Annotated in this window: 13 protein-coding genes; 5 read left to right on the plus strand and 8 right to left on the minus strand. The window is 69.3% G+C overall.

All coding sequences use genetic code 11. The annotated features are described in order from the left end of the window. The first annotated feature begins 47 nt into the window (after positions 1 to 47). From KF837_38935 to KF837_38945, 3 genes are all read left to right on the plus strand, one after another. The gene (locus KF837_38935) at positions 48 to 1,274 is read left to right on the plus strand and encodes a D-3-phosphoglycerate dehydrogenase (protein ID MBX3233365.1); all 1,227 of its coding nucleotides are present in this window, start codon (positions 48 to 50) and stop codon (positions 1,272 to 1,274) included. 2 nt (positions 1,275 to 1,276) lie between these two features. Beyond that, positions 1,277 to 1,867, plus strand: a complete 591-nt coding sequence (locus KF837_38940) for a hypothetical protein (protein ID MBX3233366.1) — start codon at positions 1,277 to 1,279, stop codon at positions 1,865 to 1,867. Between the two features lie 255 nt (positions 1,868 to 2,122). Next, complete coding sequence (locus KF837_38945; protein MBX3233367.1) at positions 2,123 to 2,332, plus strand: hypothetical protein; 210 nt, start codon at positions 2,123 to 2,125, stop codon at positions 2,330 to 2,332. 64 nt (positions 2,333 to 2,396) lie between these two features. Here the strand turns inward: KF837_38945 and KF837_38950 are convergent, their stop codons facing one another. The 3 genes from KF837_38950 to rbfA form a co-directional block, all read right to left on the minus strand. After that, positions 2,397 to 2,582, minus strand: coding sequence for a hypothetical protein (locus KF837_38950; GenBank protein ID MBX3233368.1), 186 nt, complete (start codon positions 2,580 to 2,582; stop codon positions 2,397 to 2,399). A gap of 44 nt (positions 2,583 to 2,626) precedes the next feature. Further along, positions 2,627 to 3,904, minus strand: coding sequence for a DEAD/DEAH box helicase (locus tag KF837_38955; protein MBX3233369.1), 1,278 nt, complete (start codon positions 3,902 to 3,904; stop codon positions 2,627 to 2,629). A 188-nt stretch (positions 3,905 to 4,092) separates the two neighbouring features. Beyond that, complete coding sequence (gene rbfA, locus KF837_38960) at positions 4,093 to 4,503, minus strand: 30S ribosome-binding factor RbfA (GenBank protein ID MBX3233370.1); 411 nt, start codon at positions 4,501 to 4,503, stop codon at positions 4,093 to 4,095. A 40-nt stretch (positions 4,504 to 4,543) separates the two neighbouring features. Between rbfA and KF837_38965 the strand changes: the two genes are divergently transcribed. Both KF837_38965 and KF837_38970 read left to right on the plus strand, forming a co-directional pair. After that, a complete protein-coding gene (locus KF837_38965) occupies positions 4,544 to 5,221 on the plus strand; it encodes a hypothetical protein (protein ID MBX3233371.1) in 678 nt (225 codons plus the stop codon). A gap of 23 nt (positions 5,222 to 5,244) precedes the next feature. Next, on the plus strand, positions 5,245 to 5,397 hold the full coding sequence (locus KF837_38970; GenBank protein MBX3233372.1) for a hypothetical protein: 153 nt from the start codon (positions 5,245 to 5,247) through the stop codon (positions 5,395 to 5,397). A gap of 6 nt (positions 5,398 to 5,403) precedes the next feature. On the opposite strand, the gene infB is transcribed toward KF837_38970, so the two are convergent. The 5 genes from infB to KF837_38995 all read right to left on the minus strand — a co-directional run bounded on the left by infB (position 5,404) and on the right by KF837_38995 (position 13,705). Continuing rightward, a complete protein-coding gene (gene infB, locus KF837_38975) occupies positions 5,404 to 8,262 on the minus strand; it encodes a translation initiation factor IF-2 (protein MBX3233373.1) in 2,859 nt (952 codons plus the stop codon). Then, entirely contained in the window at positions 8,259 to 8,894 is a 636-nt protein-coding gene (locus KF837_38980) for a YlxR family protein (protein ID MBX3233374.1), read from the minus strand. The genes infB and KF837_38980 overlap by 4 nt, the downstream gene beginning before the upstream one ends. 26 nt (positions 8,895 to 8,920) lie before the next feature. Then, complete coding sequence (gene nusA, locus KF837_38985; protein MBX3233375.1) at positions 8,921 to 10,558, minus strand: transcription termination/antitermination protein NusA; 1,638 nt, start codon at positions 10,556 to 10,558, stop codon at positions 8,921 to 8,923. A gap of 53 nt (positions 10,559 to 10,611) precedes the next feature. Further along, complete coding sequence (locus KF837_38990) at positions 10,612 to 11,154, minus strand: ribosome maturation factor RimP (protein MBX3233376.1); 543 nt, start codon at positions 11,152 to 11,154, stop codon at positions 10,612 to 10,614. A 199-nt stretch (positions 11,155 to 11,353) separates the two neighbouring features. Next, the gene (locus KF837_38995; protein ID MBX3233377.1) at positions 11,354 to 13,705 is read right to left on the minus strand and encodes a PAS domain S-box protein; all 2,352 of its coding nucleotides are present in this window, start codon (positions 13,703 to 13,705) and stop codon (positions 11,354 to 11,356) included. Between the last annotated feature and the right edge of the window lie 85 nt (positions 13,706 to 13,790).

Below are 13,790 nucleotides of genomic sequence, written 5' to 3' on the forward strand. Positions count from 1 at the left end.
GTGCTCGTCGCGCTTGGGAATTTCGGCTAGGCTGCGCGCCACGTCCCATGCGTGTCCTCGTTGCCGACAAGCTCCATCCTCGCGCGGTCGAAGAGCTGCGAACCCTCCCGGTCGACGTCCTCTACGAGCCCGAGGTCACGAAGGAGACGCTCGAGTCCAAGATCCCCGGCGTGGGGATCCTCGTCGTTCGGTCGAAAGAGGTGACGCGGAAGGCGATCGAGAGCGCGCGGCAGCTCAACCTCATCGTCCGCGCCGGCGCCGAGACGTCGACGATCGACGTGAAGGCGGCGAGCGAGCGCGGCATCTACGTCGCCAACTGCCCCGGCAAGAACTCCTCCGCCGTCGCCGAGCTCGTGTTCGGGTTCGCGGTCGCGCTCGACCGGCGCATCCCCGACGCCGTCCTCTCGCTCCGCGCGGGCAAGTGGGAGCGCCTCGAGTACGGCAAGGCGGAGGGGCTCCTCGGCAAGACGATCGGCATCGCCGGCCTCGGCGCGATCGGGCGCGACGTCGCCGCGCGCGCGAAGACGTTCGGGCTCCACCCGATCGGCTGGAGCAAGAGCCTCACCCCCGCCCGCGCGGCCGAGCTCGGCATCGGGTACGCGGCGTCGCTCGAGGAGCTCGCCGCGAAGTCGGACATCCTCACCCTCCACCTCGCGCTGAACGAGCGCACGCGGCAGTGCGTGAACAAGAAGGTCTTCGACGCGATGCCGAAGCGCGCGATGTTCATCAACTGCGCGCGCCCCGACCTCGTCGACTACGAGGCGATGCAGGACGCGATCAAGAGCCGTGGCCTCCGCGTCGCGATCGACGTCATCCCGAACGAGCCGCGCGGCAAGAAGGAGGTCGCGCCCGACCTCTTCAACCTGACCACGCCGTCGGCGACGGGCGGCTTCCTCTACGCGACGCCCCACATCGCCGCGTCGACCGATCAGGCGCAGCTCGCGATCGCGACCGAGACGGTGCGCGTCATCCGCTCGTTCCTCACCGAGGGCACGGTGCCGAACGTGCAGAACGTCCTCAACCTCTCGAACGCGCGCTTCCAGATGGTCATCCGCATGCTCGACAAGGTCGGCACGTTCGCGAACGTGCTCGCCGTCATCAAGCGGCACGGGATCAACGTCGAGGAGGTGACGAACACCGTCTTCGAAGGCGGCGGCGCCTCGTGCGCGAAGCTGCGCGTCATCTCGCGGCCGAGCGAGGCGTGCTTCGCCGAGATCCGCGCCTTCGAAGAGGTGCTGCACGTCGACATCGTGCAGCTCCCGAACCTCGCCTGAGCATGCGCCCGCGATGGGGCCCAGGCGTCGCCGCCCTCGTCGCCGCGACGTTGCTCGCCGGCTGCAGCGGCTGCTCGCGGAAGGAGGAGGGCGCGCCCGACGCGTCCGCGTTCCTCGCGAGCCTCGTCGACGCCGGTGACGCCGGGCGCAACGACGCCGGCCCCGACGACTCGGCGATGCCCGCCGTCGACGACGACGACCTCCAGCAGCGCATGAAGCACCTCCTCGAGGCGATCTCGCAGAACAACCCCGATCTCGCGAACGACGCCCTCTTCCCGCGCGACGGCTACGTCCTGATGAAGGAGTCGTCCGACCCGCAGAAGGCGTGGGACCGCGGCATCTCGGGCAACTACCGGCGCTCGGTCGAGCGCATCCACAACCGCATCAAGGGGATCGAGCACGCGAAGTACGTCGGCTTCGAGATCGGCCACTCGATCGTGCAGCTCCAGCCCTCGAAGAAGAACTTCAAGAAGCCGCTCTGGCGCGTACGTCACTCGAAGATCAAGTTCACGCTCGAGGGCAAGGAGCGCACGCTCGACATCGCCGAGATGACAGCCTGGCGCGGCGCCTGGTACGTCACGAAGCTCCGCTGAGCCCGCACCCGCGCGCTCGAATTTCGGGACGCATCGAGCGGCCGTTCGGCACGCCCGAAGCGCTGGCAGGGATCGGCGTCGTGTACGGCGGCGTGGCGCTGTCGGGGGACGAGCTCACGCTCTACTTCGTGAACGCCACGCTGAAGCTCCACGTCGCGCGGCGCATCGATCACGCGAGCCCGTTCGGCGACGCACGAGCTCGCGCGCAGCGACTCGTCCGAGGAGTCGGCCGTCGTCACCGACGACGAGCGCACGATGTACTTCACGTCGCGACGCAAGTACGCGAACCAAGCCCCGGACGGAGGGAGCGCGACCAGCGACGTCTATGTCGCGACGCGCTCGAGCCTCGCGGTGAAGCTCGGCGACGTCCGCATCGTGCCGGAGCTCAGCTCCACCGCGAACGACGCGGTCGCGTGGCTGACGCCCGATGAATGCAGGATCTACGTCGCGTCGAAGCCGAAATGACGAAACGCGACGGCCGTGCTCGGTGCACGGGCGTCGCGTCCTCCCCCCTCGCCTGGGCTCGTCGTTACGGGACGACGGCGAGCGGGTCCTCTTCGACCGGCTGCGGGCCAGGGACGATGTGAGCGATGTCGGGGTCGACGCCCGGCGGCACGTCGGGACGGTCGCCCTTGATCGCGTTGCGCTCTTGCCTCTTGGCCGCCTTCTCGCGCTGCTTCTCCTGGCGCTGACGCTCCTTGAGGCGCTTGTTCATGCTCGGGTTACCCATGAGGTGCTCTCCTTTCTTAAGGCTTCAAGTCAGTGCCGTCGAGGACCGCGACGACCGCGCGAGCGGCGGGGCGGGGACGGCCGCGGATCCGCCGGTGACGTCACCATCGCCGGCGTGGGAGCGGGAGCGAGAGCGACGCCACCCGCGACGGGGATGGAGCGCTTCACGAATTTTTCGATGTCGCGGAGCAGCGGGCGTTCCTCGGGATCGCAAAACGCGATCGCGCGGCCGCTCGCCCCGGCGCGGCCGGTGCGGCCGATACGGTGGACGTAGCTCTCCGGGACGTTGGGGAGGTCGAAGTTGAACACATGCGTGATGCCGTCGACGTCGATGCCGCGCGCCGCGAGATCGGTCGCGACGAGCACCGCCACGGTCCCGCCCTTGAAGCCCTCGAGCGCGCGCTCGCGGGCGCCCTGCGACTTGTTCCCGTGGATCGCGGCCGCGACGATGCCGCTCTTCGTGAGCTGCTCGGCGAGGCGGTTCGCGCCGTGCTTCGTGCGCGTGAACACGATCGTGCGAAGCGCGTTCTCGTCGCGGAGGAGCTTCTCGAGGAGGTGGCGTTTGTCGCTCTTCGAGGCGACGAAGTGGACGCACTGCTCGACGCGCTCGGCGGTGGTGACCTCGGGCGCGATGTCGACGCGCACCGGATCCTTCAGCACGCTCGCGATGAGGTTCGCGATCTCGCCGGGGATGGTGGCGGAGAAGAGCAGCGTCTGGCGGACGGGCGGCACCGCCGCGACGATCTTGCGGACGTCGTGGATGAAGCCCATGTCGAGCATGCGGTCCGCTTCGTCGAGGACGAGGACCTGGATGCCGTCGAGCTTCACGAAGCCCTGGCTCATGAGATCGAGGAGGCGGCCGGGCGTGGCGACGAGGATGTCGGGCACGCGCTCGAGCGCCTTCTCTTGCGGCTTCTGCCCGACACCGCCGTAGATGCAGATGTGACGCACGCCGGTGTGGCGGCCGTAGGCGCCGATGCGCTCGTCGATCTGCGCGGCGAGCTCGCGCGTCGGGGCGACCACGAGGCAGCGGATCTTGCCGGTGCGGGGCGTCTTGCCGAGGCGATGGAGGATGGGGAGGACGAAGGCCGCGGTCTTGCCGGTGCCGGTCTGGGCGCAGCCGAGGAGGTCACGGCCCGCGAGGACGGGGCCGATGGACTTGCCCTGGATCGGCGTGGGCGTGGAGTAGCCTTCGGCCGCGACCGCACGGACGAGGTCCTTGTGGAGGCCGAGGGCCGCAAACGGATGGACGGATGGATTCTGCTCCGCGACCTTGGGCGTCGGAGCTGCGGCACGTGCATTCGGCACGGGCCGATCGATACTGGTCAAATTCACTCGAACGTTTTTCTCGCGGCCACAATGGCGTCGACCGCGTAACGCGAGGCACCGAAAAGCGGGCCTCGCCACGCCTTTCTCGACCGCGCTGGCATTTCGCGAGAGAAGTTCGTGAGCAGCGGTGATCTAACGCACCATGCCGTGGGGCGCAAGCACGGCCGTCATGTCGCACGCTCGCGCTTCACTTCTTCGAGCAGCTCTTCGATGCGCGTTTGTGCGTCCTGCCCCTCGTCGTAGACGAACCGAAGCTCGGGGGCGACGCGTAGCCCGAGCCGCGCCGTCACCGCCTTGCGCAAGCGCCCCGACGCCCGCGCGAGCGCGCGCTCGGCGTCCTTCTTGCGCGCCTCGAGCGCCGCGCCTTCGTCGGTCGTCGCGAGGCGGAAGAACACGCGCGCGAGCTGCAGGTCCGAGCTGATCCACGCGTTCGACACGATGAGCCCCTCGAGCCGCGGGTCCGCGAGGTCGCGCCCCACGAGCCGCGCGATCTCCTGCCGAAGCTGCGCCGCCACGCGCACGGGCCTGCTCGCTTCGTTCTTCGCGGCGTGCTTCGCCGGCCGCCTCGTCGACGCCATGCGCCGCACCATAGCGGAAAGTGTGGTCTACTCGAGACGAATGCGTCGTGTGCTCGCGACCTTGCTCGGCGCGTTCCTCGCGTGCACCCCCTTCGAGGCGGAGGAGCCGCAAGGCGCGGAGCTCGAGGAGACACCCGACGGTGGAAGTGCGCTCCAGCCGCGGCTGGACGGCGCCGCAGGCCCCGACGGCATGGGCGCGACCGGCTCCGACTTCTGCACGAACGCCGAGACCCTTCACGGCGACGACGTCGTCCTCTGCGACGACTTCGACGATCGCGACCAACCCGAACGCGCCCCGTGGGCCGTCGTCAACGAAAGCGGAGCGAACGGCGCGCTGACGGTCGGGATCCCGCCGAGCGGAACGTCGCACGCGCTCCGCATCTCCTACGACAACGGCGCCAGCTCGCACGACGTCGCCCTGCGAGCGCGGCTCCCATCCACGGACTTCGGGGACGCCCAGCGCATCTCGCTCGAGTACAAGTTCTACCCTGCGACGGTCGAGCTGGAGTTCGCGCGCAGCGGATCGCTCTTCCGCTTCACGAGCATCAACACCTTCCGCAGCCCGTTCGGCGTCGGCTTCTGGGCGGGCCATACCATGGCGCGGCGCGGCGACGCCGACATCGACACGGCCTCGGACAACGGGCACGTCCAGCCATGGATCCGCGGCGGACGCGGCACGTGGCACACGGCGCACGTCGTGCTCGAACGAACGCTGTAGCGAGGTTCTCCGTCTCGATCGTGGTGGACGACCAGACGCTCGGGACCGGCGAGCATCAGATCGGAGCCGTGGCGGACACCACCTTCGAGGTCGTGATGGGGATCTGGGAGACGAGCAGGACGGCGGGCACGGTCGACGTCTGGTACGACGACGTCCTCGTCCGGCTCCGGAAGTGAAGCCGCTCAGAGCTTCTGCTTGATCTCTTCGATCTCGAACGACTCGATGAAGTCGCCGTTCTTGACGTCGTTGAAGCCGTCGAGGCTGATGCCGCACTCCATCCCCTCCGGGATCTCCTTGACGTCTTCCTTGAGGTGCTTGAGCGCGTCGATCTTGCCTTCCCAGATCACCGCGCCGTCGCGGGTCACGCGGACGTGGTTGGAGCGGCGGACCTTGCCCTGCGTCACGTAACAGCCCGCGACGACGATGCCGCGGATCTTGAAGATGGCGCGGACCTCGGCCTTGCCGGAGAGCTTCTCCACCTTCGTCGTGGGGAGGAGGCCTTCCATCGCCGCCTTCACGTCGTCGACCGCGTCGTAGATGATCGAGTAGAGGCGGATCTCGACCTTGTTCTCCTCCGCGAGCGCCGCCGCCTTGCCGGCGGGGCGCACGTTGAAGCCGATGAGGATCGCCTTCGCCGCGATGGCGAGGTTCACGTCGCCCTCGGTGATCGCGCCGACGCCCGAGTGGACGATGTGGAGCTTCACCCGATCGGTCGTGAGCTTGTTGAACGCGTTCGTGAGCGCCTCGCTCGAGCCGTGCACGTCCGTCTTCACGATGACGCGCAGCTCCTGCTGATCGCCCGCCTGGAGGCGCTCCATGAGCGACTGGAGCGAGAGGCCCTTGTCGGAGCCCTGCTTGCTCTTGTCCTGCTTCGCCTTGCGGCTCTCCGCGATCTCGAGCGCCTTCTTCGGGTCCTTCACCGCGTGGAGCGGATCGCCCGCGGCGGGGACGTCGGAGAGGCCGAGGATCTCGACCGGCGTCGCCGGCGGAGCCTCGTGGACCTGCTTGCCGTGCTCGTTCGTCATCGCGCGGACCTTGCCGAAGCCCGGACCCGCGAGGACGAAGTCGCCGACCTTGAGCGTGCCCTCTTGCACGAGGATGCGCGCGACCGGGCCGCGGCCGCGATCGAGGAGCGCCTCGATGACGACGCCGCTCGCCGGCTTCTTCGGGTTCGCCTTGAGGTCGAGGACCTCCGCCTGGAGCGCGAGCATCTCGAGGAGCTGCGGGATGCCTTCGCCGGTGAGGGCGGAGACCTGGGTGAAGATCGTGTCGCCGCCCCACTCTTCGGGCTGGAGGCCCTGCTCGACGAGCTCGCGCTTCACGCGATCGGGATCGGCGCCCGCCTTGTCGATCTTGTTCACCGCGACGATGATCGGGACCTTCGCCGCCTTCGCGTGCGCGATCGCCTCCTTCGTCTGCGGCATGACACCGTCGTCCGCCGCGACGACGAGGACGACGATGTCCGTCGCGCTCGCGCCGCGCGCGCGCATCGCGGTGAACGCCTCGTGGCCCGGCGTGTCGAGGAACACGATCGTGCCGGCGGCGGTCGTCACCTTGTACGCGCCGATGTGCTGCGTGATGCCGCCGGCCTCGCCCTTCGCGACGTCGGCCTTGCGGATCTTGTCGAGGAGGCTCGTCTTGCCGTGGTCGACGTGACCCATCACCGTGACGACCGGCGGCCGGAGCACGAGCTCGGGATCGACGTCGGCGGCCTCGCCACGCGCGGCCTCGATGTCTTCCTCTTCCGTCGTCGCGACGTCCTCGACCTCCCAGCCGAACTCGCTCGCGAGGATCTTCGCCGTGTCGGCGTCCAGCGTCGTGTTGATGTGGATGCCGGTCATGCCCATGCCGAGGAGCTTCATCAGGAGCTCCGTCGCCTTGAGGCTCATCTGCGCGGCCATCGCGGCGAGGGTGATGTTCTCCTCGATGCGAATGACCTTCTTGTGCGCGGACATCTCCTTCGTGGAGACGTTCACCGGGCCCTTGCGGACGTTCATCATGCCCGGGCGGCCACGGCCACCGGGGCCGCCACGGCCCATCATGCCCGGACGCTGCTGGCCCGGACGCATGCCGCCGGGACGACCCGCCGCGCCGGCGCGGGGATCGAACTGCACGCGACGCGCGCCGACGCCGGCGGCGCCGCCGCCGATGCCCGTGCGCTGCGCGCCGACCGGGGTCGGCATCGGAACGCCGGGACGACCGGCCCAGTACTCGACGCCGGTCTTCGGCGCCGCGGACGGACCGCGCGGGGCGGGGGCGTCCGAGGGCACGACGCGCGGAGGCGGCGGCGGGGGCTCGGGCGCGGGAGGAGGAGGCGGCGGCGCGGCGACGACCGGCGGCGGCTCGACCGGCGCGACGACCGGCGGAGGCGGCGGCGGCTCGACCGCGGGCGCGGACGGCGCCGGCTCCGGCGCGGCGACGGCCTTCACGCTCGGCGGCGGCGGCTCCTTGATCGACGGCGGCGGGGTCGGGACCTTGACCGCGGACGGCGGCGGCGGCTCGACGGCCGGCGCGGACGCGGGCGGCGCGACCTCCTTCACGCTGGGCACGCTCGCGGGCGGGACCGGGAGCGCGACGTCGCTCTTCTTGTCCTCGACCTTGCGGCGCGGGGCTTCTTCGCGCGCCTCGAGCCCGCCGTTCTCGAACGAGGGCGCGCTCTTCGCGGCGACGTCGGTGGCCTTCGAGGGCGGCGCTTCGATCGCGATCTGCGAGATGTCGCGGCGCGAGGCGACGTCGTCGAGCGCGGGCGTCGACGGGACGCTGATCGGCGGCGCGGCGGACGTTGGCGACGACTCCGCGGCGGGCTTCGCGACGGCGCGCCGTTTGATGACGGCGCCGGGACCGCGGTTGATGCGCTCGGTCACGACGTCGTGCGTCTTCTGTTTCTCGAGGTTCCGCTTCAGACGGTCGACGGCGTCGACGTCCACGGAGCTCATGTGGTTTCGGACATCCGTCACGCCAATCGACTGGAACAGCGTCACGACCTGCTTCGGGTCGAGATTGAGCTGTTTCGCGACTTCGTAGACCCGAACCTTGCTCATCGAACCTCCGACGACGACCATGCTTCCTCTACCTTGCGGAACGGCGCCGACAGCCGGTACGTCCCACCGACCGCAGCGCCAACTCCTGCGTGGAGAATCGCAAGAATCGCGACCTCCCTATTCCCGTCTCGCCCCCCAAGCAGGGCTCCAATTCGTGACTTTTCTGCAAACGCGATCGCGTTGCCCGCGGCGACCGCGCGCTCCACGACCGAAAGCTTCGCCGCCGCCGCGGCGTCCCGTGCGACGACGATCAGCGCCGGCGCCTCGACCTCGGAGACCGCGTCGGCGCCGATCGCGAGCTGCCCCGCGCGCTTGGCGCCGGAGAGGAGGCCTTCGATCCGGCGATCCGCCGCCTCGACGATCGCGGCGCCGAGGACGGCCGCGTCGCCTTTGACTTCCTGCTTGAACGCGCGGGACAAACCGCTCTTCAGCGCGCGCTTGAGGCAGTCGGGCGCGCCGTGCACGTGCGCGCCGCGCCCGAAGGCGGAGCCCGCCATGTCGACCGCGAGCTCGCCCGAGGACGGATCGAGGACGACGCGGACGAGCTCGTGCGGCTCGGCGTGCTTTCCGCACCCGGCACACGTGCGCTCCGTCCGCTTCTTCGCGGTCTTGGCGCTGTCGTCGTGGGTCATCGCTTCCATCCTCGGGTCGGTTCCTTTCAGCTCTGCTGGGTCGCGCTCGCGGCGGCGGCCTTGCGGGCCGCGTCGATCTGCTTCCACTCGTTCTGGAGGAAGTACTCGCCGCCCTGCTTGAGGGCGCGGGCCTTCTTGATGCCGAGGCCCGTCTTGATCGCGAGCTTGTCCTCGTCCTCGCGCATGATGTCCTCGACGGAGCGGTAGCCCGCGTCCTCGAGGAGCTGCACCGTGCGCTCGCCGACGCCGCGGACGAAGAGGAGCTTCTCCTTGTCGGTGAGCGGCTCACTCTTCGCGGAGGCGGCCCGGATGCGCTCCTGACGGAGGGTCTCCATCGTGATCTCCGCCGCGGCGCGGATCGAGGGCGCGTTCTCCGCGCCGACGCCCTGGATGCTGCCGATCTCTTCGGCGGTCGCCTCCGCGACCTCCTCGAGGGCGCGGAAGCCCATGCGGTACATGTTGCGCGCGACCTGCTCGCTCACGCCATCGATGCGGCCGAGCTGCGCGATCGCCTCCTCTTCCATCTGCTTGAACTTCGACTCGCTGATGATGTCGAGCTTCCAGCCGGTGAGGTGCCACGCGAGGCGCACGTTCTGGCCCTTGCGGCCGATCGCGAGGGAGAGCTTCTCGTCGGGGACGACGAGCTCCATCCGCCCGTCGGCCTCGTTGACGATGACCTTGTTGACCTCGGCCGGCTGGATCGCGGCGCACACGAAGCGCGCGGGGTCGCGGTCCCACGGGACGATGTCGATCTTCTCGCCGCGGAGCTCCTGCACGACCGCCTGGACGCGCGAGCCCTTCATGCCGACGCACGCGCCGACGGGATCGACGTCCGCGTCGCGGCTCATGACCGCGATCTTCGAGCGCGCGCCCGGCTCACGCGCGCAGGCGACGATCTTGACGATGCCCTCGTAGATCTCGGGGACCTCGCTCTCGAAGAGCTTCTCGACGAGCTTGCCGTCGCCGCGCGAGAGGATGATCTGCGGGCCGCGCGCCTCGCGGTCGATGTCCTTCAGGAGCGCGACGATGCGGTCGCCGGGGCGGTACGTCTCGCGCGGCGTCTGCTCGCGGAACGGCAAGATGCCCTCCGTGCGGCCGAGGTCGACGATGATGTTGTTGCCCTTCTCGAAGCGGCGGACGACGCCCTTGATGAGCTCGCCCTTCTTGTCCTTGAACTCCTGGTAGATGAGGTCGCGCTCTTCGTCGCGCACGCGCTGGATGAGGACCTGCTTCGCCGCCTGCGCCGCGATGCGGCCGAACTGCGAGCGCGCCTGCTTCACCATGAGGAGATCGCCGAACTCCTTGTCCTGCTCGGCGGCCTTCTTCGCGTCGTTGGGGTGCCAAAAGATCTGGAAGCCGAGCTCTTCGCCGAGCTCCGCCTCGAGGCCCTTCGCCTGCGCGTCCTCGAGCGCGATCTCGCGCTCGTCGTCGGAGACGTCGTCGACGACGGTCATGAACTGGAAGAGGTCGACCTGACCGGTGTCCTCGTTGAACGTGGCCTGGAGCTCGCGGTTCGGACCGAAGACGCTCTGCGCGGCCTTGAGGATCGCCTCTTCGATCGTCTTCACCAGGCGCGAGCGATCGATCCCCTTTTCCTTCGCGACCATGTCGATCGCCTGGAGAAGGTTCGCATCGGTCTGGGCTGCCTGCTGCTGAACGGCCATGTTGTTCCTCTTGTCGCCTTTTTGCGATTTCGGTGCTGCTTGCTCGATGAGGCTCACGACTTCTTCTTTCCGCCCGGCTTGGGGGCGGGCCCGAACTCGAACACGAGCCGGGCCGATACGACGTCGTCGAGAGCGACGCTCCACGTCTTGGCGCCGTCGGCGACGTCGACGAGCCCGTCCTTCATCGGACCGAGGACGCCGACGATCACCTTCTGGCCGGCGATGCCGGTCCGGAGCTTCAGCTTCGCCTTCTCGCCCTCGAAGCGGGCGTAGTCGGCGGGCTTCTTCAGCTCGCGCTCCACCCCGGGCGAGCTGACCTCGAGGTTGTAGCGATGGGGGATCGGATCCGAGACGTCGAGCGCGGGCGAGAGATCGCGCGCGATGTTCGAGCAGAGCTCGAGGTCGATCGCGGCCTGCTTGGTGGACATGCGCTCTGCCTCGGCCCCCAGCTTCTCGACGTACACGCGCAGGATCCAGCCGCCCTCGTTCTTCAGCTCGACGTCGACGAGCTCCGCGCCGTGCGCGCGCACGACGGGATCGATCACGGCGTGGAGCCGCTCACGGTCGAAGCTCGGGCTGCTGGAGGGAGACGCCATCACGCGGGAATAACTGGTCCTTTTGGGTTGCTACTGGCCGAACAAAAGACAAAAAAAAGCGAACCGCCGGAATTGGGGTCCGCAAGGGGCAATCCACCAACTGGGGCGCCCTACATAGCGCGCGACCCTGGGACGATCAACCCGCTTCCGACGACTCTGCGACAGCGATTTCCGAGGTGCTCGGATCTACGAGCATTTTCTACGTGCGCGCGGGCCGCGCGAACGGGGTGAGGTTCGCGACCGCCGTGATGAGGTCCTCCGGGTTCACCGGCTTGCCGATGTGGGTCGTGAAGCCGGCGGCGAGCGCCTTCGTGCGATCCTCCGCGCGCGTGTACGCGGTGAGCGCGATCGACGGGAGCGCGAGCGCGGGCTCGATCGCGCGCAGGCGGCGCATCAAGCTGTAGCCGTCTTGCTCCGGCATGCCGATGTCGCTCACGAGGACGTGCGGAGCGGCATCGCGCACCGCCGCGAGCGCCTCCTCCGCCGACGACGCGACCGTGACGTGCGCGCCCGCGCTCTCGAGCACGGCGCGGACGAGATCGCGCGCGTCCGCGTCGTCGTCGACGACGAGCACGCGCAGCTCGCCGAGCAACGATCGGCGGACGGAGCCGGAGCGCGCCGGGTTCGCCGGCGGGACGCTCACCGTGGCGCGGACCGGCAGCACGAACGTGAACGTCGAGCCATGGCCCGGCCCGATGCTCTCGGCGGAGACCGTTCCGCCGTGGAGCTCGACGATGTGGCGCACGAGCGAGAGGCCGAGCCCGAGGCCGCCGATGCGGCGCGTGGTGGAGCCCTCCTCTTGTGTGAAGCGATCGAAGACGCGGGGGAGGAAATCGGGCGCGATACCCCGCCCCGTGTCGCTCACCGAGAACGCGACCTGGGGACCGTCCTGCCAGACGCGCACCGCGACGCGGCCGTCCTTGTCCGTGAACTTCACCGCGTTGGAGAGGAGGTTCCAGGCGACCTGACGCAGGCGCTCGTGATCGCCGACGAGGATGCACGAGCCCGGCCCGTCCTCGAGCGTGAGGGTGATGTCCTTCGCGTGGGCGGAGGGGCGGACGACCTCGATCGCCTCGTGCGCGATCGTGACGAGGTCGATCGGCTTCGGCTCGATGCGGAGCTTGCCGGTGATGATGCGGGCCACGTCGAGGATGTCGTCGACGATCTTCACCTGCGCCTCGGCGTTGCGATCGATGACCTCGACCCCGCGCGCAACGGTGGGATCGAGCTCGCGCTGGCGCAGCATCTTCGCCCAGCCGACGATCGCGTTGAGCGGCGTCCGCAGCTCGTGCGAGACGGTGGCGAGGAACTCGTCCTTGATCCGGTTCGCCTCCTCGGCCTGCTTCGCGACGCGCTCCGCCGCCACGCGCGCGGCCTGCTCGTGCACGAGCCGCCGCTGCATCTCCTCCGCCTCGCGGCTCGCGGTGAGGTCGCGCGTGACCTTCGAGAACCCGATGTGGTTGCCGTTCGCGTCCACGATCGCGGTCACGACGACGTTCGCCCAGAACTGGGTGCCGTCGCTTCGGACGCGGAGCCCCTCGTCCTCGAAGCGACCCTCGCGGAGCGCGATCTCGAGCACGCGCCGCGGCTTGCCGGCGGCGCGATCGGCCGGGGGGAAGAAGACCTCGAAGTCGCGGCCGAGGACCTCCGCGCTCGGGTAGCCCTTCATCCGCTGCGCGCCTTGGTTCCAGGTCGTGACGCGCCCGTCCGGATCGAGCATGTAGATCGCGTCGCCGACGCTCTCGACGAGGAGGCGGAAGCGCTCCTCGGAGCGCCGCAGCTCCTCCTCGAACTTGCGCCGCTCGGTGAGGTCGCGCGTGACCTTCGCGTAGCCGATGATCTCCCCCGCCCCGTCGCGCAACGTCGTGATGATGACGTTCGCCCAGAAGCGCGTGCCGTCCTTCCGCACGCGCCAGCCTTCGTCCTCGACCCGGCCCTCCCGCGTCACCGTCTCGAGCAACCTCGCCGGCCGCCCCGCCGCGCGGTCCTCCTCCGTGTAGAACGTCGAGAAGTGGCGCCCGACGATCTCGTCCTCCTCGTAGCCCTTCGCCTTCCGCGCGCCCGAGTTCCACGTCGTGACGCAGCCGTCGCGATCGAGCATGAACACCGCGTAGTCGGTGACGGCGTCGACGAGCCCGTGGAACCGCTGCTCCGCTCGGCGAAGCTCCTCCTCCGCGTTTCGACGCGCGGTGAGATCGCGCATGACGAGGGCATAGCCCTGCAGCGATCCGTCGGTCCGGCGCAGCGCGGTGACGACCACGTTCGCCCAGAGCTGCGAGCCGTCCTTCCGCACGCGCCAGCCCTCGTCCTCGCCGCGTCCGAGCGACGCCGCCTCCGCGAGCTCGCGCTGCGGCGCTCCGCTCGCGACGTCCGCGGCGGGGTAGAGCCGCGCGACGGGCTGTCCGACGATCTCGTCGGGCGGATACCCCGTGATGCGCTCGGCGCCGCGATTCCACGACATGACCTGCCCGGTGGGATCGAGCATGACGATGGCGTGATCGGCGATCGAGTCGACGAGCAGTCGGTAGTCTTCCAGCGAAACTCCAGGCATTCCGAGCCTTAATCCGGATATACCGTGCGCTCAGGTTCGGCGAAACGCGGTTACATGTCACGGAAGTTGCTGGAGCGCGGCGTTC

The sequence above is a fragment of the Labilithrix sp. genome, assembly GCA_019637155.1.
Taxonomy (GTDB): domain Bacteria; phylum Myxococcota_A; class Polyangia; order Polyangiales; family Polyangiaceae; genus Labilithrix.